A 23,276-nucleotide genomic window follows, 5' to 3' on the forward strand; every position below is an offset into this window, starting at 1 on the left:
AACGCTCATGAAACTCAATGAAATCAAGGACAACGAAGGCTCGACCCACAGCCGCAAGCGCCTCGGCCGCGGTATCGGTTCGGGCTCGGGCAAGACCGGTGGTCGCGGTGTGAAGGGTCAGAAGTCCCGTTCCGGCGTCGCCATCAACGGCTTCGAAGGCGGCCAGATGCCGATCTATCGTCGCCTGCCGAAGCGCGGCTTCAACAACATCTTCGCTTCCGACTTCGTCGTCGTGTCGCTCGCCCGTATCCAGGCTGCGATCGACGCCGGCAAGCTCGATGCGAAGGCCACCGTTGACGCAGCCTCCCTCAAGGCTGCCGGCGTCATCCGCCGCGCCAAGGACGGCGTTCGCGTTCTCGCCGACGGCGAGCTCAAGGCCAAGATCACCATCGTCGTCGCAGGCGCTTCCAAGCCTGCCGTCGAGAAGATCGAAAAGGCCGGCGGCAGCGTGACCCTGCTTTCGGCTCCCGCTGCAGCCGAATAATAATCTGATGATATGTCGCCCGGGGTGCTTCACACCGGGCGATTTTGCTCCCATATGTGGGCCTCACAAAATGTTGGCTGGCGCGCCCGCGTCATGCCGATAAGACTGGAAACAAGGGTGAGGCATGGGGTTGCGCTGCAATCCGTTCCGAGCCCGGTTTTGAATAATTTTCATACTGATTCCGGGGCCGGCCTGTCCCTCAGAGACGGTCGGAATTGGTAGCGCGGAGAATCGCATGGCTTCTGCAGCGGAACAATTGGCATCCAACCTCAATTTTTCGACCTTTGCCAAAGCCGAGGATTTGAAGAAGCGCCTGTGGTTCACACTGGCAGCTCTCCTCGTCTACAGGCTCGGTACCCACATTCCGCTTCCGGGTCTCAACCCCGAAGCCTATGCCCAGGCTTTCCGCGGCCAGGCAGGCGGCATCCTCGGCCTTTTCAACATGTTCTCCGGCGGCGCAGTCGAGCGCATGGCGATCTTCGCGCTCGGCATCATGCCTTACATTTCCGCCTCTATCATCGTGCAGCTGATGACCTCGGTCGTGCCAGCGCTCGAAAACCTGAAGAAGGAAGGCGAACAGGGTCGTAAGATCATCAACCAGTACACCCGTTACGGCACGGTGATTCTCGGCGCACTGCAGGCCTACGGCATTGCCGCCGGTCTTGAGAGCGGCCAGGGCCTCGTCGTCGATCCGGGCTGGTTCTTCCGTGTTTCCACCGTCCTGACGCTGCTCGGCGGCACGATGTTCCTGATGTGGCTCGGCGAGCAGATCACCTCGCGCGGCATCGGCAACGGCATTTCGCTGATCATCTTCGCCGGCATCGCCGCCGGTCTTCCCACGGCCCTTGCAGGCACGCTCGAACTCGGCCGCACCGGTGCGCTGTCGACCCCGCTCATCCTGCTCGTCATTATCGTCGCGATCGGCGTGATCGGCGTCATCGTCTTCGTCGAACGTGCGCAACGCCGGCTGCTGATCCAGTATCCGAAGCGCCAGGTCGGCAACCGCATGTTCCAGGGCGACACCTCGCATCTGCCGCTGAAGCTTAACACCTCGGGCGTCATCCCGGCGATTTTCGCGTCGTCGCTGCTCCTGCTGCCGGCAACGATCGCCGGCTTTGCCAGCACCACAGCGATGCCGGCCTGGGCGACCTCGATCGTTGCGGCGCTCGGCCATGGTCAGCCGCTCTACATGGTGCTCTATGCGGCACTGATCGCCTTCTTCGCCTTCTTCTACACCGCCATCGTCTTCAATCCGAAGGACACGGCCGACAATCTGAAGAAGCACGGCGGCTTCATTCCCGGCATTCGCCCGGGTGAGCGCACCGCCGAATACATCGACTACGTGCTGACCCGTATCACGGTCATCGGCGCGATCTATCTCGTCTTCGTCTGCATCCTTCCCGAGATTCTGGTGTCGCAAACCGGCATTCCATTAGCCCTTGGTGGGACTTCGCTTTTGATCGTGGTTAGCGTAACTCTTGATACGGTTGCACAGATCCAGGGTCACCTGATCGCGCAGCAATACGAAGGCCTGATCAAGAAATCGAAGTTGCGTGGAGGAAAGAGGGGGCGATGAGACTTATCCTTTTGGGGCCGCCGGGCGCGGGCAAGGGAACCCAGGCCCAGCGGATCGTGGAAAAGCACGGCATTCCGCAGCTTTCCACGGGTGATATGCTGCGTGCGGCGGTAGGTGCCGGCACAGAAGTCGGCAAGCGCGCCAAGGCGGTGATGGACGCCGGCAAGCTGGTCTCGGATGAGATCGTCATTGCTATCGTTTCGGAGCGAATCGACCAGCCCGATTGCGCCAACGGCTTCATTCTCGACGGCTTCCCCCGGACGCTGGTCCAGGCTGATGCCACTGAGGCGATGCTGAAGGCGAAGGGTCTCGCTCTCTCTGTCGTTGTCGAATTCCGAGTCGATGATGCCGAACTAGTCCGTCGCGTTGCCGGTCGCTACTCCTGCGCGCAGTGCGGTAGCGTCTATCACGACACCGACAAGGTTCCGGCCAATGAAGGCGTTTGCGACAAGTGTGGTTCAACCCACTTCAAGCGCCGTCCGGACGACACTCCGGAAACCATGACGGCGCGGCTGCAGGTCTACTACAAGGAAACCTCACCGCTGATCGGCTACTACCATGCCAAGGGCAAGCTCAGGTCCGTCGACGGCATGGCGGAGATCGATCAGGTAACCGCCGAGGTCGAAGCCATTCTTTCCAAGCTTTAAGGCTTTGAAAATAAAACTTGGCGGAACGGTTGCTTTTCAGCAGTGATTCCGCTAAACACCGCGCCAACTCGCGACATTCCATGCGATCGGCGCGGATTTCCCAGGGAAGTCCGGGTTCGGTCGTTTTGACATGTTGCGGACCTAAATTTGAACGGGCGGTTCCAAAGACCGCATAACGAAGCCCACTTGCCGGATGGCAACTGGAATGCAAGGAGAACAGGCGTGGCACGTATCGCTGGCGTCAACATCCCGACTGCAAAGCGCGTCGTCATCGCGCTGACCTACATTCACGGGATCGGTCCGAAATTCGCACAGGAAATCGTCGAGAAGGTCGGTATTCCGGCTGAACGTCGTGTGCATCAGCTGACGGACGCTGAAGTCCTTCAGATCCGCGAAGCCATCGACCGCGACTATCAGGTCGAGGGTGATCTTCGTCGCGATACCGCGATGAACATCAAGCGCCTGATGGATCTCGGCTGCTACCGCGGCCTGCGTCATCGCCGCGGCCTTCCGGTCCGCGGTCAGCGCACGCACACCAATGCCCGCACCCGCAAGGGTCCGGCAAAGGCAATCGCTGGCAAGAAGAAGTAATTTCCGGGAAACCGGGATGAGGGGCTGGCGGGCTGCGCCGGCCTCTTTTGAGTTTGGAGCGGGACCATATAGGCGCCGTTCCGGTGTAGCCGCTGGCATTACGGCGGTGAAGAGATCAACGAAAGGAATAGCATGGCTAAGGAAGCCGTCCGCGTTCGCCGTCGCGAGCGCAAGAATATCTCGTCGGGTGTCGCTCACGTCAACTCGACCTTCAACAACACGATGATCACCATCACCGATGCGCAGGGCAATGCAATTGCCTGGTCGTCGGCCGGCGCCAAGGGCTTCAAGGGCTCGCGCAAGTCGACCCCGTTCGCTGCTCAGATCGCTGCCGAAGACTGCGCCAAGAAGGCCCAGGAGCACGGCATGAAGTCGCTGGAAGTCGAAGTCTGCGGTCCGGGTTCGGGTCGTGAATCGGCTCTGCGCGCGCTCCAGGCTGCGGGTTTCATGATCACGTCCATCCGCGACGTGACCCCGATCCCGCACAATGGCTGCCGTCCGCGCAAGAAGCGCCGCGTCTGATCATCGCTCTCGTCACCGGTGAGCGCTTTCGCGCTCCTGGTGGTTTTCAAGCTCGGTTGTCACGATTGGATGGTGGCAACGAACGGAAGGCAAACTCATGATTCAGAAGAACTGGCAGGAACTGATCAAGCCGAACAAGGTGGAGTTCTCCTCGAGCTCGCGCACCAGGGCGACGCTCGTTGCCGAACCGCTGGAGCGCGGCTTCGGCCTTACCCTCGGCAACGCGCTGCGCCGCGTTCTGCTCTCCTCGCTGCGCGGTGCCGCCGTCACGGCGGTGCAGATCGACGGCGTGCTGCATGAATTCTCCTCGATTCCGGGCGTTCGCGAAGACGTCACGGACATCGTGCTTAACATCAAGGAAATCGCCATCAAGATGGATGGCGACGACGCAAAGCGCATGGTCGTGCGCAAGCAGGGCCCGGGCGTTGTTACGGCTGGCGACATCCAGACGGTCGGCGATATCGAAATCCTCAACCCCGAGCATGTGATCTGCACGCTCGACGAGGGCGCCGAAATCCGCATGGAATTCACTGTCAACAACGGCAAGGGCTACGTTCCGGCCGAACGCAATCGTGCGGAAGATGCTCCGATCGGTCTCATCCCGGTCGACAGCCTTTATTCGCCGGTCAAGAAGGTGTCCTACAAGGTTGAAAATACCCGCGAAGGACAGGTTCTCGACTACGACAAGCTGAACATGACCATCGAAACCGATGGCTCGATCACCGGCGAAGACGCCGTCGCTTTTGCGGCGCGCATCCTCCAGGATCAGCTTGGCGTCTTCGTCAACTTTGACGAGCCGCAGAAGGAGACCGAAGAGGAAGCAGTCACCGAACTCGCTTTCAACCCGGCTCTCCTCAAGAAGGTGGACGAACTCGAGCTGTCGGTCCGTTCGGCAAACTGCCTGAAGAACGACAACATCGTCTACATCGGCGACCTCATTCAGAAGACCGAAGCAGAAATGCTCCGCACACCGAATTTTGGTCGCAAGTCGCTGAACGAAATCAAGGAAGTTCTCGCTTCCATGGGCCTGCACCTCGGCATGGAAGTGCCGGCATGGCCGCCCGAGAACATCGAAGATCTCGCCAAGCGTTACGAAGACCAATACTGAGAAAACAAAAGGCAGGCTCTATCGGCTGCCTTTCCCCGTCAAACAGCAGGCATATCGCCTGCATGTGCCAGGAAACGGCAGGCCCGGTAACGAAGTAAGGGCACTGCATTAAAGGAGAATAGCAATGCGCCACGCAAAGGCCGGCCGCAAGCTGAACAGAACCGCAAGCCACCGCAAGGCGATGTTCGCCAACATGGCGGCTTCGCTGATCACCCACGAGCAGATCGTCACGACTCTGCCGAAGGCCAAGGAAATCCGTCCGATCGTCGAGAAGCTCGTCACGCTCGGCAAGCGCGGCGACCTGCACGCTCGCCGTCAGGCGATCTCGCAGATCCGCGACGCCGCCGTCGTTTCGAAGCTGTTCGACACGATCGCAACGCGTTACGCCACCCGCAATGGCGGCTACCTGCGCATCATGAAGGCCGGCTTCCGCCAGGGCGACAACGCCGCCATGGCCGTCATCGAATTCGTTGACCGCGACACCTACGCCAAGGGCGCCGCGGACAAGGCCCGCGTCGCTGCCGAAGAGCAGGCCGTCGCCGCTTAATCTTCCGCTCCTGCGGAAACGAAACAGCCGGGCTGCAAAGCCCGGCTGTTTTCGTTGGTGCGGACGATGCGAGGAGCGGGGCGTCGGTCCGGGCAGGTAACGCCTCGTTCGATCATTGGAAATTGGCACTTCAGCCGCAGCGGCGGCTGGGTTTGAGACAGGACAGGTTCATTTGTCTGAAATCGTTCAAATCAGCTCTCGCCTACAGGTCCGTCGTCTCGCCGCCGTCCTTGTGGTGATCGCACTCGGGCTGGCGCTCAGGCGCTTTGGCTATGCGGCCGGTCTGCCCTTCGTCCTTGTCAAATATGGTGGGTCGGCGCTCTGGGGCGCAATGGTCTATCTGCTGGTGGCGCTGATTGTCGCCAGGCCAGGACCGGCTGTCATTGCCGTCATGGCGCTGTTCATCGCGATCTCGGTGGAATTATTCCGGCTCTACCACACGCCCTGGCTCGACGCGTTTCGACTGACCACAGCAGGCGCGCTGCTGCTCGGCCGCATCTTTTCCCCGTGGAACATTCTGGCCTACGCGGTTGGCATAGCGGCAGCGTACCTGTTCGATCCCGCACGCCGGTGATCCCTTATGAAGCCGACGCCACAGCGCGATTGCGCGTCCGGCCCTGGGCCTTTTTCCGGCTGCGGGCGATCGGCCGCCAGGAGCGGTAGAGGATAAGGGCGATGATCAGCCCGACATAGATATATTGCTCGAGATCGAGGATCTTGGTCGAAAGCGCGAAGTGCAGCGCCCCGCTGGCGGCGATGATGTAGACCAGTCGATGCAGCCAGTTCCAGTTCGCGCCAAGGCGGCGGATCGAGAAATTGTTGGACGTCGCCGCCAGCGGAATAAGCATCGCCAGCGCCGCCATGCCGAACATGATGAAAGGGCGCTTCAGCACGTCGTTGATGACCGCTTGGATATCCATCGCCTGGTCGAGCACCATATAGACGGTGAAATGCATCATCGCGTAGTAGAAGGTCAGTAGGCCGAGCGCGCGGCGGTAGCGCAGATAGTTCCAGCCGAGAAGCTCGCGGGCAGGCGAGACGGCAAGTGTTGCGATCAGGAATCGGATCGTCCAGATGCCGAGGAAGAGCTCGAAGGTCTTGACCGGATCGGCGCCGAGCTGATCGGTCGCGCCAAGATAGAAGGTCCAGGCGGCCGGCAGGAGCCCGACGGCATAAAGCAGCCAGACCGAGGCGGGTTGCCAGCGTTTCGGAATGGCGAGCGAAAAGTCCGCCATCAGAAGTTCGCCTTCAGGTCCATGCCGGCATAAAGGCTTGCCACCTCGTCGGCATAGCCGTTGAAGGGCAGGGTGGGGCGGCGGCTCGCGCCGAAGAAGCCGCTTTCGCCGATGCGCCTCTCGCTTGCCTGACTCCAGCGCGGATGGTCGACGGCAGGGTTGACGTTGGCATAGAAGCCGTATTCCTGCGGATTGGTCACCTGCCAGGTATTCTTCGGCTGCTGGTCGGTAAGGGTGATTCTGACGATCGACTTGATGCCCTTGAAGCCGTATTTCCACGGCACGACGAGGCGGATCGGCGCGCCGTTCTGGTTCGGCAGCGTTTCGCCATAGAGCCCGACGGCAAGCAGCGTCAGCGGATGGCGCGCTTCGTCGAGCCGCAGGCCCTCGACATAAGGCCAGTCAAGCGACTGGAAGAAACCCTTCTGCCCCGGCATCTCTTCCGGACGGACGACGGTTTCGAAGGCGACATATTTGGCGCTGCCGAGCGGCTCGACTTTGTCGAGCAGCGATGCCAGCGGAAAGCCGTCCCAGGGAATGACCATCGACCAGGCCTCGACGCAGCGCATCCGATAGGTGCGTTCCTCGATCGGGAATTCCTTGATCAGCGCCTCGAGGTCGAAGGTGCCAGGCTTGTTGACCATGCCGTCGAACTTGACCGTCCAGGGCAGCGGCTTGAAATCGCCGGAATTTGCCGCAGGGTCACCCTTGTCGAGGCCGAACTCATAGAAATTGTTGTAGGTGGTGACGTCCTTGATCGGCGTCGGCTTCTCGTCGACCTTATACTTGCTCTCGACGGCAGAAAGGGCGGCCGCACTCGCCTTGCCGGCGCCGTAAAGCGCCATGGCGCCGAGCGCTGCAGCACCGAGGAATTCCCGCCGGCGCATATAGATCTGGCGCGGCGTGATCTCCGACGACGCGATCTTCGGGGGGCGATAGCTTGGCATGTCGAAACCTCCAGGGCGGATTTCTTGAATATAGTTCTTAAACGAACCGCCCGCATGTTCGGATTAGCTATGCCTTGAATCTCGCCGACGGGAAGCCAATTTTTTGTGTTCGGCTGTGATGGAATAGGCTGTAACCAAAAGCTCGCGCCGAACCGTATATTATCGATGGCGCTCGAGGTGCCTTCCCGGCAGCGTACCGGATTTGACCTTGCCGGTAGTGACAGCCCCGGTCGATTGGATTAGGACAATTCCAAAAGGCAGCGTTCGCCCGGCCCGCAGGCTTCATGCCGCTTCGCTTCGCCTGACCATTTCCGACACGTCGAGGAAGACACCGATGCCAGCTTACCGTTCCAGAACCACGACCCACGGCCGCAACATGGCAGGCGCGCGCGGCCTTTGGCGCGCCACGGGCATGAAGGATTCGGATTTCGGCAAGCCGATCATCGCGGTGGTGAATTCCTTCACCCAGTTCGTGCCCGGCCACGTGCACCTGAAGGACCTCGGCCAGCTCGTCGCCCGCGAAATCGAGGCGGCCGGCGGTGTCGCAAAGGAATTCAACACGATCGCCGTGGACGACGGCATCGCCATGGGCCATGACGGCATGCTCTATTCGCTGCCGTCGCGCGAACTGATCGCCGATAGCGTCGAATACATGGTCAATGCCCATTGCGCCGACGCAATGGTCTGCATTTCCAACTGCGACAAGATCACCCCCGGCATGCTGATGGCGTCACTGCGCCTCAATATCCCGACCGTCTTCGTCTCCGGCGGTCCGATGGAAGCGGGCAAGGTTGTGCTGCACGGCAAGACCCACGCGCTCGATCTCGTCGATGCCATGGTCGCCGCCGCCGACGACAAGATCAGCGACGAGGATGTCCAGACCATCGAACGCTCGGCCTGTCCGACCTGCGGTTCCTGCTCCGGCATGTTCACCGCCAATTCGATGAACTGCCTGACGGAAGCGCTCGGCCTGTCGCTGCCCGGCAACGGCTCGACGCTCGCCACCCATGCCGACCGCAAGCGCCTCTTCGTCGAGGCCGGCCATCTTATCGTCGATCTCGCCCGCCGTTATTATGAGCAGGACGACGTCAAGGCGCTGCCGCGCACCATCGCCTCCAAGCAGGCTTTCGAGAACGCCATGGCGCTCGATATCGCCATGGGCGGTTCGACCAACACCGTCCTGCACATCCTGGCCGCCGCCCATGAAGGCGAGGTCGATTTCACCATGGCCGATATCGACGCGCTGTCGCGCCGCGTGCCGTGCCTTTCGAAGGTCGCGCCCGCCAAGAGCGACGTGCATATGGAAGACGTGCACCGCGCCGGCGGCATCATGTCGATCCTCGGAGAGCTCGACAAGGGCGGCCTGCTGAACCGCGATTGCCCGACCGTCCATGCCGAGACGCTGGGCGACGCAATCGACCGCTGGGACATTACCCGCACCAACAGCGACACCGTCCGCAATTTCTATCGCGCAGCTCCGGGCGGCATCCCGACCCAGGTCGCTTTCAGCCAGGAAGCCCGCTGGGACGATCTCGACACGGATCGCCAGAACGGCGTCATCCGTTCGGTCGAGCATCCTTTCTCGAAAGACGGCGGTCTTGCCGTGCTTAAGGGCAATCTTGCGATCGACGGCTGCATCGTCAAGACGGCCGGCGTCGATGAATCGATCCTGAAATTCTCCGGCCCCGCCCGCGTTTTCGAAAGCCAGGACGCCTCCGTCAAGGCGATCCTCGCCAACGAGGTGAAGGCCGGCGATGTCGTCGTCATCCGCTATGAGGGCCCGAAGGGCGGCCCCGGCATGCAGGAAATGCTCTATCCGACGAGCTATCTGAAGTCGAAGGGCCTCGGCAAGGCCTGCGCGCTGATCACCGACGGCCGCTTTTCCGGCGGCACCTCCGGCCTTTCGATCGGCCATGTCTCGCCGGAAGCGGCGAATGGCGGCACGATCGGCCTGGTCCGCGAGGGCGACATGATCGACATCGACATCCCGAACCGCACCATCAGCCTGCGCGTCGGCGAGGCCGAACTTGCCGCCCGCCGCGCCGAGCAGGACGGCAAGGGCTGGCATCCCACAGAAGTCCGCAAGCGCAATGTCACCACGGCGCTCAAGGCCTATGCCGCTTTCGCAACAAGCGCCGACCGCGGCGCCGTGCGCGACCTGAACGCCCGCTAAGAGCCAGCTGCTCTGCCGACCGGCCGCTTCAAAGCGGCCGGTTGATGTTTTTATAACTCTCGCCGAGCTGCTTCATCCGCTCGTCATAGGCCGCCTTGATACAGGCCGCATCTGCCCCGCATTCCTGCCGCTTCTTCAGCCAGGCCGTCTGTTCGTCCTGCAATGTTCCGCGCGAGCCCATGGCCATCAGCCCGGAGAGCAGCTCGAAGGTCGTGACCATCCTGACATCGGCATCGTTGAGTGCCCGGTTGTCACAGATTGCTTTTTCGTCCGGCTTCAATTCTTTCGCATCGCAATCGAAGCTCGCCGCCTTGGCCATCTCCGATCCCGAAGTGAGGATCGCCAGGATCGCCAGGCCAAGGGCCATCGTCATCGCTTTTTTTGCCATCATTCCTATGTTCCTGTTGCCGCCCATCAGGCCAGCTGGCGCAATGCCAGAGCCAGGAAGATGATGCAGGCGAGCCAGACGGCAAGCATGAAGATCAACCCGCCTCGCCCGGAGGGACGCTCGAGGCGCCTTGACGCTTCCACACGCAGCTCGCTCATCACATCAGCCGGAACAAGCCGTATCGCCAGCAGGATGCCGAGCGGCACGATGACGAGATCGTCGAGATAGCCGAGCACGGGAATGAAATCGGGGATGAGATCGACCGGCGACAGCGCATAGGCCGCAACGGCGCCCGCAACCGCCTTCGCATACCACGGCACCCTGGCATCGCGCGCAGCAAGCCACAGGGCGACGATGTCACGCTTCAGTGACTTCGCCCAGATTTTGGCTTTGGATATCAGTTGCATGGCCAGTCTTCCTGAATCGTATTCTCAAAGGCCTGAAGCAAAATCTCCTGAGGCCCCGACTGCCTTATTCTTCCATGCTTCCGCCCTCTTTCCTTTTTAGCGTCGGGTCGCAAAACAGGGCGATTTCAGGCCGGTTCGGCCTAAAATCTGAACCCTGTTCGCAATTGAATAGTTAGAGAATGATGTCGTTTGAAAACCGCTCACACTTTTCGGCATCATGCTCTAAAACGTTGCTCAAAAGGATTCAAAAGGGATAATCATGCAAGGCCCGTTCAAACACGCCTCCGTTTCGCTGCTCGCTCTGACGCTGTTTCTGCCAGCCGCGGCTTACGCACAGACGGCAAAGACGGTGCCCGAGAGCCAGATGCAGATGCAGCTCTCCTTCGCGCCGCTCGTCAAGCAGACATCGGGCGCTGTCGTCAATGTCTATGCGGAAAAGACCATCCAGCGTCAGTCGCCCTTTGCCGGTGATCCCTTCTTCGAGCAGTTTTTCGGCCAGCAGATGCCGAACCGCTCGGAAAAGCAGTCCTCGCTCGGCTCGGGCGTCATCGTCGAGGCGAACGGCACCGTCGTCACCAACAATCACGTCGTCGAAGGCGCCGATGATATCAAGGTGGCGCTGCCGGATGGCCGCGAATTCCCTTGCAAGGTGGTGCTGCGTGACGACCGCGTCGATCTCGCCGTGCTGAAGATCGACAGCAAGGAGAGCTTCCCGGCGCTGCCGATCGGTAATTCCGACGCGGTCGAGGTCGGTGATCTCGTGCTGGCGATCGGCAATCCCTTCGGCGTCGGCCAAACGGTGACGAACGGCATTGTCTCGGCGCTTGCCCGCAACCAGGTGGTCAGGAATGAGTTCGGCTTCTTCATCCAGACCGATGCCTCGATCAATCCCGGCAATTCCGGCGGCGCGCTGATGAACATGAAAGGCGAGCTGATCGGCATCAACACGGCGATCTTCTCGCGCGGCGGCGGCTCGAACGGCATCGGCTTCGCCATCCCCGCCAATCTCGTCAAGGTCTTCCTCGCCTCGGCCGATGCCGGCGTCAAATCATTCGAGCGGCCCTATGTCGGCGCGAGCTTCGATGCCGTGACCTCGGAAGTGGCTGAGGCGCTGGGGCTCAACAAGGCGCGCGGTGCGCTCGTCGTGAAGGTCTCGGAAGGCGGCCCGGCCGCCAAGGCCGGGCTGAAGGCCGGCGAAATTGTCACCGCCGTCGACGGGATTTCCGTCGAACATCCGGATGCGCTGCTCTACCGGCTGACCACGGCCGGTCTCGGCAAGTCGGTCAAACTCACCGTCGTCGAGAATGGCCGCGAGCAACAACTGTCGCTGACGCTCGATCGCGCCCCGGAAACCTCGCCGCGAGATCAGCGCACGATCGGCGGGCGTACCCCCTTCAGCGGCGCTGTCGTCGAGAACCTGTCGCCGCGGGTGGCCGACGAGCTGCGCATGCCGCCCGAGTCGGCCGGTGTCGTGGTCTCCGACGTGAAGGAGGGGTCGCCCGCCGCCCGTCTCGGTTTCGAGCCGAAGGACATCATCGTCTCGATCAACGGCACCGATGTGAATACCACCAGCGAACTTTCCGAGATCGCTGAGAGCGACCCCGGGCTCTGGCGGGTGGAGATCGAGCGTGATGGTCAGCGCATACGGCAGTTCTTCCGATGAGCAATGATCTCTTCGCGCCGCGTGTTCCGGAGGAGGTCGCCCCCAGGCGGCCGCTTGCCGACCGGCTGCGGCCGAAGACGCTCGCCGATGTCACCGGTCAGGACCATCTGACCGGTGAGGATGGCGTACTGAAACGAATGATCGAGAGCGGTTCGCTCGGCTCTATGATCTTCTGGGGCCCGCCCGGCACCGGCAAGACGACGGTGGCGCGTCTGCTTTCGGGTGAGGCCGGGCTGGCCTTCGAGCAGATATCGGCGATCTTTTCCGGTGTCGCCGATCTGAAGAAGGTGTTCGAGGCGGCCCGCATGCGCCGCATGGACGGCCGCCAGACGCTGCTCTTCGTCGACGAGATCCATCGGTTCAACCGCGCCCAGCAGGACAGTTTCCTGCCTGTTATGGAGGACGGCACCGTCATCCTCGTCGGCGCCACCACCGAAAACCCGTCCTTTGAGCTCAACGCCGCTCTTTTGTCGCGCGCCCGCGTCCTGACCTTCAAATCGCATGACGAGGAGAGCCTGGAGGAATTGCTGAAGCGCGCCGAGGCGATCGAGCAGAAGCCGCTGCCGCTGGTGGAAGAGGCACGTGCCAGCCTGATCCGCATGGCCGACGGCGATGGCCGCGCGGTGCTGACGCTCGCTGAAGAGGTCTGGCGCGCCGCCCGCGAGGGCGAGAGTTTCGATACCGAAGGCCTGACGCGCATCGTCCAGCGCCGCGCCCCGGTCTATGACAAGGCGCAGGACGGCCATTACAATCTGATCTCGGCACTGCATAAATCCGTTCGCGGCTCGGATCCCGATGCCGCGCTCTATTATCTCGCCCGCATGTTCGATGCCGGCGAGGATCCGCTCTATCTCGGCCGGCGGCTGGTTCGTATGGCGGTCGAGGATATCGGCCTTGCCGATCCGCAGGCGCTGGTGATCTGCAACGCCGCCAAGGATGCCTATGACTATCTAGGCTCTCCGGAAGGGGAGCTGGCGCTCGCTCAGGCCTGCGTCTATCTCGCCACCGCGCCGAAATCCAATGCCGTCTATACCGCCTTCAAGGCGGCAAGCCAAGCCGCCAAGCAGAACGGCTCGCTGCTGCCGCCGAAGCACATCCTCAATGCGCCGACCAAGCTGATGAAGGGCGAAGGTTACGGCGAAGGATATCGCTACGACCATGACGAGCCGGACGCTTTTTCCGGCCAGGACTATTTTCCGGAAAAAATGGGCCGGCAGACCTTCTACGACCCGCCGGAGCGCGGGTTTGAACGTGAGATTCGCAAGCGGCTGGAATGGTGGGCGAAGCTTCGCAAGGAGCGCAATCCGCGCTGAGCCGCCTCAATCTCACGAAGGGCGCGGCGTCTTCTGATTGGCTGGCGCGGCGATCACCTTGACGGCGGATTCCGCCAACCCGTGATGACCTTCCATGTCGACGACGACATGCCAGTGGCCGCTTTCCGGGACGGCGATCTTGACCGGCGATTTGCGTGCGACGCCGCCGATATATTTGAAATCGAGAACTTCGGTGAAGCGCTGGAAATTCGGCGCCGTCATCAGCCGCACATTGTTTACCGCATTCAACGACACCTCGACGATCGTTCCGGCGCGTTGTTCCTTAAGATCGTAATGGGTGAAGCGGAAATTCGGTTTCGGCATCGGTCTCGCGGCATCTGAAGTCTCTGCGCGAGATTTTACCAGCACGCCGGTTAAAGAAAAGTTGGAAATCGGCCATTCCGCCAATCGGCGTGTTGCCTGCGCGGAACCGTGCGGAAGGGCTCAGAGCGCAGCGTAGACGATGTAAAGTTCGACGCCGGCGAGCAGAACGCTGAAGACGATCAGCACCCAGGCGGTGCGCTTTTCACGCATCTGCCGGCTGCCGCGCCTGATCCTGCGTGGACGGAGAGGGTGGAAGGCGAAGGACGGAATATTTCGCATGGCATTTGACCCTTGCAATGATGCCGCGAGTCTACTGCCGGCCGCGATAGGAAATCCATTCGGGGCGAGGGGCGAAAATATAGAAATGGCATAAAGGCGGTTTGCACAAATTTCGAAACAGAGTGTCGGAAAATGATGGCCACTGCCGTCCTTGCGGTATCGATCCAAACCGGGAGCAAGGAACATGTCGAAGACGAGACTGATATCGATAATCGCAGCGGCGGCCGCCTTCCTGGCCGCGCCCGATATGGCAGGCGCCGGCGCGGCTTCTATCGAGGACAAGGCAGCAGCGCCGATCGTCAGGAAGGGAAGCGTGCCGGTCAACGGCATCGATTATTATTACGAGATCCGCGGCGAGGGAGAACCGCTGCTGCTGCTGCACGGCGGCCTCGGGCAGATCGAGATGTTTACGCCCGTCATGCCTGTTTTCACCGATCACCGGCAGGTGATCGCCGTCGGTCTCCAGGGCCATGGCCGCACGCCGCTCGGCAATCGGCCTATCGAGCTTCCTGATATCGGTGCCGATCTCGCGGTCCTGGTGAAGCAGCTCGGCTACGACAAGGTCGACGTCTTCGGCTATTCTTTCGGTGGCGGCGTGGCGCTGAATATGGCAGCGAATGCGCCAGATCGCGTCCGCCGGCTGGTGATCCTCTCTGCGCCCTATGCGCAGAACGGCTTCTTCCCGGAGATGCTGCCGCAGCAGGCAGCCGTCGGCGCCGGCATGGCCGAGATGATGAAGGACACGCCGATGTTCCTCTCTTATAAGGCGGTGGCGCCCGACGTGTCGGAATTTCCGAAGCTGCTCGACGCCATGGGAGCGCTGATGCGCAAGCCCATCGATTACAGCGATGCCGTCGCCAAGCTCACCATGCCTGTCATGCTGATGTACGGCGATGCCGACATGATCCGCCCCGAACACATGATCGACTTCTATCACAAGCTCGGCGGCGGCCTGCGCGATGCGGGCTGGATGCGGGAAAACATGTCGAAGAACCGCCTGGCGATCCTGCCCGATCTCACCCATTACGAGACCTTCGCCTCGCCCCTGATGGCGACCATGGCGATGACCTTCCTCGACGGTGGCGGCAAGGCGCCGAACTGGGCCGAGCAGGTCGGAAAATAGGCGAGGCGGCCGCTTTCCCGGCCGTCTTCCCGCCGTCGTAACAGCGCCGCCGCCACACTTCCGAGACCGGAAATGTGGCGGCGGCACTCATGTCTGTCTTCAGGCTGCGCTTGTTGCCTCGCTGGGAAAATCCGTCGAGACAGCGAGCTCCCGCCAGGCCGCCAGTTCCTTTTCGACGCTCGCATGCTGCGCCTCGATCATCGCCACGGTATCGCTGCCGAACGGCATGCGCAGCGGCGGGTTGGCCGAGCTGACCATCGTCATGATGCCGGCAGCGAGCTTGGCAGGGTTGCCGGGCTGGGCATGGTTGGCGTCGGCGGCGAAATTGCGCATGTTGCCCGCCGGCGTGCCTTCGTAGTCGGCAATGGTGGCCGGGCTTACCGCCAGCGACGTGTCGGAAAGAAAGTCCGTCCGGAAGAAGCCGGGTTCGACGATCGTCACCTTGATGCCGAAGGGTTCGAGCTCGGCGGCCATCGATTCCGACAGCCCCTCGACGGCGAACTTCGTCGAGCCGTAGACACCCCAGCCGGGATAGCCGAAATAACCGCCAATGGAGGAGAAGTTCAGGACATGGCCGGAGCGCTGGCGGCGCATGTAGGGCAGTACGGCGCGTGTCACCTTCAGGAGACCAAAGACATTCGTGGCATAGAGCTTTTCGATCTCTTCGGCCGTGGCTTCCTCGACGGCGCCGAGCAGTCCGTAGCCGGCATTGTTGGCGAGAACATCGATGCGGCCGAAGCGGGCGATGCCGGCAGCCGCAGCCTCTTTCGCCTGCGCCTCATTGGTAACGTCGAGGGCGACGGCAATGAGGTTCGGATGATCGCCGAACTGCTCGGTCACTGTCTTTGGATTGCGGGCGGTGGCGATGACGCCATCGCCGGCTGCCAGCGCTTCCTTGGTCATAAGCGCGCCGAAGCCGCGGGATGCACCAGTGATGAACCAGATTTTCATGACGGATTCCTTTGTGCTGATTGATTGTGTTGGCGTCGTGCCTCTGTGCTGACGGACTGAATTTGACCGAAAAACTGCTGATGTATAAGATTTGTTATTCCTGAAACTATGATGAGTGAAATTCAGCAATGCGCGCGACCGAACTCTCCGAACTTGCGGCCTTCGCGGCTGTGGCGCGGCACAAGAGCTTCCGCAAAGCGGGGGAGGAGCGGGGCGTCACTGCCTCTGCCGTCAGCCATGCCGTGCTCAATCTCGAGGACCGGATCGGCATCCGTCTGCTCAACCGCACGACACGCAGCGTTTCGTTGACCGAAGCCGGCGAACTCCTGATCTCCCATCTCGATCCGGCCTTCGGGGAAATGGCGGCGGCGCTCGATGCGTTGAACCGTTATCGCGACACGCCCTTCGGCAAGGTGAGGATCAACGTGCCGAATTCGATCGGTCCCATCGTCATCGGCCGCATCATTGCACCTTTGCTCCAGCGCAATCCGAATTTGCAGCTGGAGATCAACGCGACCGACAGGCTGGTCGATATCGTCGAGGAGGGTTTCGATGCCGGCATCCGTTTCGGCGAGCGCGTCACCGAGGGCATGATCGCGCTACGTATGAAGCCCCGGATCCGCCTGGTCGTGGTCGGTTCGCCCGCCTATTTCGAGACCCGGCCGAAGCCGGCGACGCCCCACGAGCTAAAGCGCCATCTCTGCATCCAGAACATGTTTCCATCAGGTGCGCGGTATGCCTGGGAGTTCGAGAAGGACGGCCAGACGGTGAGCTTTCAGCCGACCGGACCGTTGTCGCTCGATGATCACGAACTGATGATGCAGGCAGCGCTCGACGGCGTCGGTCTTGCCTATATCTGGGAGCCCCGTGTCGAAAGAGCGGTTGCCGGCGGCGAGCTGATCCAGGTGCTCGACGACTGGTGCCAGCCGGAGGAACCGCTCTATCTCTACTATCCGAGCCGCCGCCACATGTCGGCGGGCTTCAGGGCGGTCATCGACGCGATCAGGGCGGGGTAAAGACGCTCAATTCCTATCCGCGCATGCTGGCGATCGTCTGAAGCGCCTCAAAATAAATCGTCAGGTCGCGGGCGGGATCCTCCGGCAGCTCTGCCGCTCGGAATACCTTGCCTCCCGTTGCCTCGATGCCCCCGTCGATCATCAGGTTATCGGCCATGCCGTGATTTTCGATCGCGATGCCGTCCGGTCCGCGCGGGCGTCCGCTCGCCACATCGATCTCCAGCCCCGCATACCAGATCGAACGAACACGCAGGCCATAGTCGTCGGGGTGGTTGGTATAGGCGAAAACCGATTTCCCCAGCGCGATCATGAAGCCGATTTCGTAGACCGTGCCCGGGTCGGCGCTGATGCCTCGAAACGGCGTGATGTTGGCAAGGCAGATATCGGCCCGGCGCATCGCGTCGTCGTTGCGTGCGTAGATCTCTGCGGCCGTTCGCTTCACTGGCGTCTGATTTTCGTCGCAGCCGGGACCGGTCGGTTCGAAACCGAACTGGCGCGCCAATCGGCGTTTTTCGGCCATGATGGGCATGGCATCGGGAAGAAAGACTTCCGGGCCGGCAAGATAAATCGTGGTCATCGGTATCCTTCATGCCAGCGCGAGCCGAAGCGCCGGGGTTGGGGCAGGCAGCCTATTTCCGACGGAAGCGCGGCAATTGGCAAGCTGCGCCGGGACGGATTATCGTTTTTTCTTTTCGGCCTTCGGTTAAGGCGGGCGCATGACAAAGCGCGAGGTTCTTGCCCAACACCCTTTTGACTCCGGTGGGCGAAGCGGCCAAAGATACCGCATCGCCAGCATCGGGAGAGGTTGATGAAGGGTGGGACTTTGCCAAATCGAAGAGCGTCCAAGCGGCTCGGATATCTGTTTCCCGCCATCGCGGCGCTGCTGCTATCGGTGTCGGCAGCGCCGGGACAGGAAATCGGGCCGCAAAGCGAGGGCTCGCGCGTGCAAGTCGAAAAACTCCTCGGTCTCTGGAAGGAGCATTTTGCCGGCGCCGACAGCCTGCAGCAGCGGCGGACAGCGTTCGAGCGGCTGATGCAGACGATGCCGGGACCGACGCGCATCCAGGTCCGGCAGGTCGATGCCGATGGCGTCGATGCCGAACTGATGTGGCCGGCCCGGCTTCATCACCCGATCGGTGAGAGGGTGATCCTCTTTATTCATGGCGGCGGCTTTTCCGGCGGCTCCATCCGCACGCACAGCCTGTTCGCCGGCTCGCTCGCTAAGGCCGCATCCAGCGACGTGCTGCTGATCAATTATCGGCTGATGCCGGAACATGGCTATCCCGCCCAGATCAACGATGCGCTGACGGCCTACCGCTGGCTTCTCGACAACGGCTATCGCAACGACAATGTCGTGGTGGCAGGCGACGGTGCCGGCGGCAACATCGCGATCGAGACCGTGCTGCGGCAGATGCAGGCCGGAAAGGCGCTGCCGGCCGCCGTCATTGCGCTCAGCCCCATCACCGATCTTGCCGCGACGGGCGGATCGATGACATCGAATGCCGAAAACGATCCGCTGGTCGGCAAAGACTGGATCGAGACTTTACGCAAGGCCTATCTCGGCCGAAAGTCTCCGACCGATCCCCAGGCATCGCCGCTTTATGCCGACCTGACGGGCTTTCCGCCGCTGCTGCTGCAGGTCGGTTCCGGCGAAGTCCTGCTTGATGATACGCTGCGGCTCGCCGACAAGGCGCGCCAGGCGGGCGTCGACGTCACGACCGAGGTCTGGCCGGGCATGCCGCACCAGTGGCAGTTGTTTCCTTCGCTGCTCGACGATGCTGATCGGTCGAGCCAGAATATCGCCGAGTTTGCAATCCGGCATTTTGCCGACAAGCCGCAGGAGTAGGGGGCTACGCCATCATTGCGCTGTGCCGCGCGATGGGGAAGGCGCAAGAGGCCTCTCGACCTCCCGGCCGACGCTGAGCGCCTTGCGCACATTCGGCTCCAGCCGCTCGATATAGGCGTGGTCGGGTGCGGCACCCAACGCATCCAGCATTTTCGAGAAGAAGCACCGGGCCGCCGCCGCGGCCGTGACGTCGAAGACCTCGGCATCGCTCAGCCCATGTTTCTTCAGCCCGTCTATATCCTGCTGCGTCACCGACGTGGCGTCGCGCGCCACCTTGGCGGCAAAGGCCATGATCGCCCGTTCGCCGGCGTCGATCGGCGCCTTCTCGGTCTCGTTGACGACAGCCGTCAGCCCGTCGCTGGTAAAACCCTCGCGCAGCAGCACGGAGCCGTGCGCGAGCATGCAATAAGAGGATTTCAGTTCCTTGGCCGCCGCCAGTGTCGCCAGTTCGTAGCGCCTGAGGCTCATATGGCCGCGAATGCTCGCAAGCAGTGCTGCCCAGCACTCCATTACCTCCGGCCGGTGGCCGAAGGCACGATACATGTTCGGCAGATAACCATAATTGGCCTCGGCCGAGGCATACATCGAGGTCGTCTTCTCGCTGGCGGATGCATTGGGGGTGTGAATGAAAGCCATGGCATGGTCCTCCTCTATTGCGAGAAGGATAGGGTAGATATGCCAGACAGCAATCCTGCGCCGTCGGTTCGAGCGCGAGCCGTCAGCCCTGCTTAAGAGGCCTGAGTGATCGCGCAATCATTGTTTGCCGGAACGTCACCATGTCTTTTGACCGGAAGGGTAACGGTGAATGTCGATCCACACCCTCTTGCGCTTTGCACCTCTATCGAGCCCTGGTGCAGCTCGACGATCTGCTTCACCAGGTTGAGGCCGATACCGGTTCCGGCAATCCCGGTCGAAGTGCGAGCGCGGAAATAGCGCTGAAACAGCCGGGGCACGTCTTCGGCATCGATCCCCACCCCGTCGTCGCTGACCGAGATCTTGACGTTGCCGGTCTCCTCCCAGGCCGCAATGCGAATTTCGGACGTTCCCGGCGCGTATTTGACGGCATTGGAGAGCAGGTTGGTGAAGACCTGGGCCAAGCTGCGGGGATCGGCATCGATGAACTCAGGCAGCCCGTCTACGTCAAGCACGAAGCTATGCGTCTTCGAGATCGACGACTGCCGCTCGCAGCAGCTTCGGATCAATGATCTGAGCGCGCAGGCGCCGTAGCTGATATCGATCGTGCCGGTATCGAGGCGTCCGGCTGACAGGATACTCTCCATGAGATCGACGATGCGGCTTACCGATGCACGGATCTGTTCGACTTTGTCGCTCAGAAATTCGGGCTCGACCGCGCCTGCTTTTCGCAGCAGCCGCTGGGCGGCAGCGTCGATGATTGCGAGCGGAGTGCGGAACTCATGCGATGCCATCGCCACGAACTGCCGCTGCAATTCGTTGATGTTTCTTTCCTGCGCGAGCATTCGCTCCAGTTCACGCGCCTGCCGCTCGACCTCAGCCGTGCGGTTCCGCACCGTCACCTCGAGCTGATCGTGGTGGCGGCGCAGCTCTTCGGCGAGCCGCACGGTCTTGGTGACGTCCTCATGGGTCGCCACATATCCACCGTTCTGCATCGGATTGTGAGTGATCTTGACGATGCGGCCGTCGGTGAGCGCGATGTTCTGGCTGGCCGGCGCGCCGAGCGCCGTCGCTTCGAAGACGACGTCGAAATAGGTGGCGGTGTCGGCCGGACCGTTTCTCTCCTCGGCTCGATAGGCCAGGATATCTGCGAGCGGTGTTCCCGGTTGTGTCAGTCGATCCGGCAGATTGTACATCCGCGCGTATGATGCATTGCACAATATCAGGTTCTTGGCTGAATCGAACATGCACAACCCATGCGGCATATTGCTAAGGGCTGCGTCGAACCGGTGATGTTGCTCGGCCAGACTGTCTTCGACGCGAATGAGCGTCGAGATATCTTCATAGCTCAGGATCCAGCTTCCCTCGCTCGAGGGCGCGCAGGTCAGCGAGATCATCCGTCCGTCAGGCAATGCAAACTGCGAGGCGTGCGGCTTGCCGGTCGGCGAACGCGAACATGCCGCAGCATGACAGGCCGAGGTGCCCGGCAATCCGTCGATGCTCATTCCCTTACGGAGGACGCCCTCCGCAAGGCCGAGAACTTCCAGCGCGCGGGAATTGAAAGCCGTGACCGTATTGGCAGAATCAAGCAGAACAATGCCCTGCGGCAGGTTTTCCAGAATGGATTCGAACGAATGCGGCATCATCCGGCCCTGCTCAGATCTGGCGCGTTGCGCGCATCCGTAGCATTGGCCAGAAACAATAAAGTTTCGCTAATGTCCGTCGATGGGTGCTCCTCGACGAAGATCAGGCCCTTTACCGCGGTTCAGCCGAGTTCGGCCAGTTGCTCGTCCAGAAGATCAAGGCTGTCCTCTCCGACCTCGTTGACATCGCTTGGCATCGGTTCGCCGGTTTCCTGAAAGACAAGCCAGGCGACGTACATTGTTGTCGTGGTGAGCGCATTCCAGCCGTCTTCGCTGGTTTTCCGGCGGCCTCGGAGAGCCGGCGAAGCGTCCCGCGCTCATCCTCGCTGTAGATCAGATCGGAGAAATAGCGGCCGGTCAGATCCGCGCCATCGCCCCAGCCGCGGATTGCCGCCAAGGCGGCCTCCGCTTCCGTCGCATCGATCTCGCTCTTTGCGATGTGCGCGAGAAGAAACGCCGCGACGGCCGCCAAGCGCCCGGCCTGTTTGCGGGGCGGCAGGGCGGTGAGTTCGGTACGCAGGTTCATGTCTTCGATCTCCAACGGGGTGCAACAAAGCCACCAACATATTGACGGCCTTCCTGACTTCGATGGCGGCGCAGAAGGGCCCGCCTCTCCGACAATTTGGATCGATCCGCTCGCCTGTGGAAGGCGGTATTTCAGGTCCGGATAGGCGGAAATTTAGATCGATCCAAACGTGCTGCTTTGGAATCATCACCACGAATAGCGTGAAGTACCGCCGAAAATGGTGAATTCATTAAATTCCTCTTGACATAATTGGAACGTTCCAAATATTAGGAGTTAAACGGCGCCACCGGAGAGAGGCATGACAAAGACGCGGGTAACCGTCATCGACATTGCGAAGGCCGCCGGCGTTTCGAAGTCGACGGTGTCGCTGGTGCTTCAGGGTTCTTCTCTGGTCAACGAGGGGACGCGCTCGAAGGTCAATGCCGTGATGCGGGAGCTCGGCTATGTCTATAATCGCGGCGCGGCGAACCTGCGCCAGGCCGGGGCTAAATCGAGGATCATCGGCGTCGTCGTCAACGATCTGACGAACAGCTTCTTTGCCGAGCTAGCGGTAGGCGTCGACATGGTCGTCCAGTCGGCCGGCTTCGTGCAGTTCCTGTCGAATACCGGCGAGAGCATCGACCGGCAGCGCGAGGTTGTCGCATCGATGCGCGAGCACGGCATTTCGGGGCTTATCGTATCACCGGCGCGCGCTACCGATGCCGCAGATTTCAAGCCGCTCGTTGCGGCGGGCATACCGGTTGTGGTCGTCGTTCGAAACCTGCCCGGGGCGAAGGTCTCTTCCATCGTCTCGGACAATCAGGCTGGCATGGCGTCGGCGGTCAAGCACTTGGCGGGGCTGGGTCACAGGCGCATCGCCTTTCTCGGAGGCTTTCCCGACACGGCAGTTTTCGACGACCGCCTTGCCGGCTACCGGAGCGGCGTAGAAGTGGCCGGGCTCGGCTACCGCGAGGAGCTCGTCGTCTCGTCCGCGCCTTCGCGGGCCGGTGGGGTCGAGGCGATCGGAAAGGCGATTGCTCTTGCCGACAGGCCGACGGCCGCCGTCTGCTTCAACGACGCCGTCGCCTTCGGTGTTTGCGACGGGCTGCGCGCGCGCCGTCTGGAGCCCGGCGCCGATTTCGCCGTCGTCGGTTTCGACGATGTTATCGAGGCGCAGGCGGCGGTTCCGGCGCTGACGACCGTCTCGGTCGATCCGCAGGGCATAGGGCGGCGCGGAGCGCAAATGCTCCTCAAGCAGATCAATGCGGGCAAGGCCGAGGCGGAGACGGTGACAACGGCCGTTCGGCTGGTCGTCCGCGAAAGCTGCGGCGCCGCAAGAGCGTGAAAACCAGACA

At 61.6% G+C, this 23,276-nt stretch carries 26 protein-coding genes; 15 read left to right on the plus strand and 11 right to left on the minus strand.

Going from position 1 to position 23,276, the window contains the following annotated elements; translation table 11 throughout:
* The first annotated feature begins 7 nt into the window (after window positions 1-7).
* The 8 genes from rplO (at window position 8) to N2597_RS06905 (ending at window position 6,049) form a co-directional block, all read left to right on the plus strand.
* A complete protein-coding gene (gene rplO / locus N2597_RS06870) occupies window positions 8-484 on the plus strand; it encodes a 50S ribosomal protein L15 (protein WP_038688291.1) in 477 nt (158 codons plus the stop codon).
* A gap of 235 nt (window positions 485-719) precedes the next feature.
* Entirely contained in the window at window positions 720-2,060 is a 1,341-nt protein-coding gene (gene secY / locus N2597_RS06875) for a preprotein translocase subunit SecY (protein ID WP_038688293.1), read from the plus strand.
* Window positions 2,057-2,707 carry an adenylate kinase gene (locus N2597_RS06880; protein WP_077991473.1) on the plus strand — a complete coding sequence of 217 codons (651 nt, stop codon included), beginning with the start codon at window positions 2,057-2,059 and terminating at the stop codon, window positions 2,705-2,707. Before secY ends, N2597_RS06880 begins: the two co-directional genes overlap by 4 nt.
* Before the next feature lie 222 nt (window positions 2,708-2,929).
* Window positions 2,930-3,298 carry a 30S ribosomal protein S13 gene (gene rpsM / locus N2597_RS06885; RefSeq protein WP_003573772.1) on the plus strand — a complete coding sequence of 123 codons (369 nt, stop codon included), beginning with the start codon at window positions 2,930-2,932 and terminating at the stop codon, window positions 3,296-3,298.
* A 132-nt stretch (window positions 3,299-3,430) separates the two neighbouring features.
* The gene (gene rpsK, locus N2597_RS06890) at window positions 3,431-3,820 is read left to right on the plus strand and encodes a 30S ribosomal protein S11 (RefSeq protein WP_003547577.1); all 390 of its coding nucleotides are present in this window, start codon (window positions 3,431-3,433) and stop codon (window positions 3,818-3,820) included.
* Window positions 3,821-3,917: 97 nt separating this feature from the next.
* Window positions 3,918-4,928, plus strand: coding sequence for a DNA-directed RNA polymerase subunit alpha (locus N2597_RS06895; RefSeq protein WP_003547579.1), 1,011 nt, complete (start codon window positions 3,918-3,920; stop codon window positions 4,926-4,928).
* A 124-nt stretch (window positions 4,929-5,052) separates the two neighbouring features.
* Window positions 5,053-5,475, plus strand: coding sequence for a 50S ribosomal protein L17 (rplQ, locus tag N2597_RS06900; protein ID WP_009995243.1), 423 nt, complete (start codon window positions 5,053-5,055; stop codon window positions 5,473-5,475).
* 172 nt (window positions 5,476-5,647) lie between these two features.
* Window positions 5,648-6,049: a ribosomal maturation YjgA family protein gene (locus tag N2597_RS06905; protein WP_039619199.1), complete on the plus strand. Its 402-nt coding sequence runs from the start codon at window positions 5,648-5,650 to the stop codon at window positions 6,047-6,049.
* Between the two features lie 4 nt (window positions 6,050-6,053).
* On the opposite strand, the gene msrQ is transcribed toward N2597_RS06905, so the two are convergent.
* Window positions 6,054-6,710 (minus strand): protein-methionine-sulfoxide reductase heme-binding subunit MsrQ, encoded by a 657-nt coding sequence (gene msrQ, locus N2597_RS06910; RefSeq protein WP_183599975.1) that lies wholly within the window; start codon window positions 6,708-6,710, stop codon window positions 6,054-6,056.
* Entirely contained in the window at window positions 6,710-7,657 is a 948-nt protein-coding gene (gene msrP / locus N2597_RS06915; protein WP_183599973.1) for a protein-methionine-sulfoxide reductase catalytic subunit MsrP, read from the minus strand. The genes msrQ and msrP overlap by 1 nt, the downstream gene beginning before the upstream one ends.
* Before the next feature lie 334 nt (window positions 7,658-7,991).
* Between msrP and ilvD the strand changes: the two genes are divergently transcribed.
* Window positions 7,992-9,830, plus strand: coding sequence for a dihydroxy-acid dehydratase (ilvD, locus tag N2597_RS06920; RefSeq protein ID WP_038688302.1), 1,839 nt, complete (start codon window positions 7,992-7,994; stop codon window positions 9,828-9,830).
* Between the two features lie 28 nt (window positions 9,831-9,858).
* Here ilvD and N2597_RS06925 read toward each other — a convergent pair whose 3' ends face one another.
* Window positions 9,859-10,221 (minus strand): lysozyme inhibitor LprI family protein, encoded by a 363-nt coding sequence (locus N2597_RS06925; protein WP_183599971.1) that lies wholly within the window; start codon window positions 10,219-10,221, stop codon window positions 9,859-9,861.
* A gap of 23 nt (window positions 10,222-10,244) precedes the next feature.
* Window positions 10,245-10,625: a YkvA family protein gene (locus N2597_RS06930; RefSeq protein WP_183599969.1), complete on the minus strand. Its 381-nt coding sequence runs from the start codon at window positions 10,623-10,625 to the stop codon at window positions 10,245-10,247.
* A 259-nt stretch (window positions 10,626-10,884) separates the two neighbouring features.
* Here N2597_RS06930 and N2597_RS06935 point away from each other — a divergent pair, with 259 nt between their 5' ends.
* Window positions 10,885-12,288 carry a DegQ family serine endoprotease gene (locus N2597_RS06935; protein ID WP_077991476.1) on the plus strand — a complete coding sequence of 468 codons (1,404 nt, stop codon included), beginning with the start codon at window positions 10,885-10,887 and terminating at the stop codon, window positions 12,286-12,288.
* Window positions 12,285-13,601: a replication-associated recombination protein A gene (locus N2597_RS06940; RefSeq protein ID WP_183599967.1), complete on the plus strand. Its 1,317-nt coding sequence runs from the start codon at window positions 12,285-12,287 to the stop codon at window positions 13,599-13,601. The genes N2597_RS06935 and N2597_RS06940 overlap by 4 nt, the downstream gene beginning before the upstream one ends.
* A gap of 12 nt (window positions 13,602-13,613) precedes the next feature.
* Here N2597_RS06940 and N2597_RS06945 read toward each other — a convergent pair whose 3' ends face one another.
* Window positions 13,614-13,925: a DUF1883 domain-containing protein gene (locus tag N2597_RS06945; RefSeq protein ID WP_038688313.1), complete on the minus strand. Its 312-nt coding sequence runs from the start codon at window positions 13,923-13,925 to the stop codon at window positions 13,614-13,616.
* A gap of 120 nt (window positions 13,926-14,045) precedes the next feature.
* Window positions 14,046-14,204, minus strand: a complete 159-nt coding sequence (locus N2597_RS06950) for a hypothetical protein (protein WP_158775522.1) — start codon at window positions 14,202-14,204, stop codon at window positions 14,046-14,048.
* 184 nt (window positions 14,205-14,388) lie between these two features.
* Between N2597_RS06950 and N2597_RS06955 the strand changes: the two genes are divergently transcribed.
* Window positions 14,389-15,327, plus strand: a complete 939-nt coding sequence (locus tag N2597_RS06955) for an alpha/beta fold hydrolase (RefSeq protein WP_096764927.1) — start codon at window positions 14,389-14,391, stop codon at window positions 15,325-15,327.
* Between the two features lie 99 nt (window positions 15,328-15,426).
* Here N2597_RS06955 and N2597_RS06960 read toward each other — a convergent pair whose 3' ends face one another.
* Window positions 15,427-16,278 (minus strand): oxidoreductase, encoded by an 852-nt coding sequence (locus tag N2597_RS06960; RefSeq protein WP_106795223.1) that lies wholly within the window; start codon window positions 16,276-16,278, stop codon window positions 15,427-15,429.
* 128 nt (window positions 16,279-16,406) lie between these two features.
* Here N2597_RS06960 and N2597_RS06965 point away from each other — a divergent pair, with 128 nt between their 5' ends.
* Window positions 16,407-17,294, plus strand: a complete 888-nt coding sequence (locus N2597_RS06965) for a LysR family transcriptional regulator (RefSeq protein ID WP_077991479.1) — start codon at window positions 16,407-16,409, stop codon at window positions 17,292-17,294.
* A 13-nt stretch (window positions 17,295-17,307) separates the two neighbouring features.
* Here the strand turns inward: N2597_RS06965 and N2597_RS06970 are convergent, their stop codons facing one another.
* On the minus strand, window positions 17,308-17,871 hold the full coding sequence (locus N2597_RS06970; RefSeq protein WP_183599965.1) for a nucleoside 2-deoxyribosyltransferase: 564 nt from the start codon (window positions 17,869-17,871) through the stop codon (window positions 17,308-17,310).
* A 294-nt stretch (window positions 17,872-18,165) separates the two neighbouring features.
* Here N2597_RS06970 and N2597_RS06975 point away from each other — a divergent pair, with 294 nt between their 5' ends.
* Window positions 18,166-19,140, plus strand: coding sequence for an alpha/beta hydrolase (locus tag N2597_RS06975; RefSeq protein ID WP_179363939.1), 975 nt, complete (start codon window positions 18,166-18,168; stop codon window positions 19,138-19,140).
* Between the two features lie 12 nt (window positions 19,141-19,152).
* On the opposite strand, the gene N2597_RS06980 is transcribed toward N2597_RS06975, so the two are convergent.
* From N2597_RS06980 to N2597_RS06990, 3 genes are all read right to left on the minus strand, one after another.
* The gene (locus tag N2597_RS06980) at window positions 19,153-19,776 is read right to left on the minus strand and encodes a carboxymuconolactone decarboxylase family protein (protein WP_009995084.1); all 624 of its coding nucleotides are present in this window, start codon (window positions 19,774-19,776) and stop codon (window positions 19,153-19,155) included.
* 92 nt (window positions 19,777-19,868) lie between these two features.
* Window positions 19,869-21,419, minus strand: coding sequence for a sensor histidine kinase (locus tag N2597_RS06985; protein WP_096764923.1), 1,551 nt, complete (start codon window positions 21,417-21,419; stop codon window positions 19,869-19,871).
* Between the two features lie 109 nt (window positions 21,420-21,528).
* Complete coding sequence (locus N2597_RS06990; protein ID WP_225881499.1) at window positions 21,529-21,957, minus strand: hypothetical protein; 429 nt, start codon at window positions 21,955-21,957, stop codon at window positions 21,529-21,531.
* Window positions 21,958-22,240: 283 nt separating this feature from the next.
* Here N2597_RS06990 and N2597_RS06995 point away from each other — a divergent pair, with 283 nt between their 5' ends.
* The gene (locus tag N2597_RS06995; protein ID WP_096771952.1) at window positions 22,241-23,266 is read left to right on the plus strand and encodes a LacI family DNA-binding transcriptional regulator; all 1,026 of its coding nucleotides are present in this window, start codon (window positions 22,241-22,243) and stop codon (window positions 23,264-23,266) included.
* Window positions 23,267-23,276: the final 10 nt, after the last annotated feature.

Source organism: Rhizobium sophoriradicis (genome assembly GCF_025200795.1).
Classification (GTDB): Bacteria; Pseudomonadota; Alphaproteobacteria; order Rhizobiales; family Rhizobiaceae; genus Rhizobium; species Rhizobium sophoriradicis.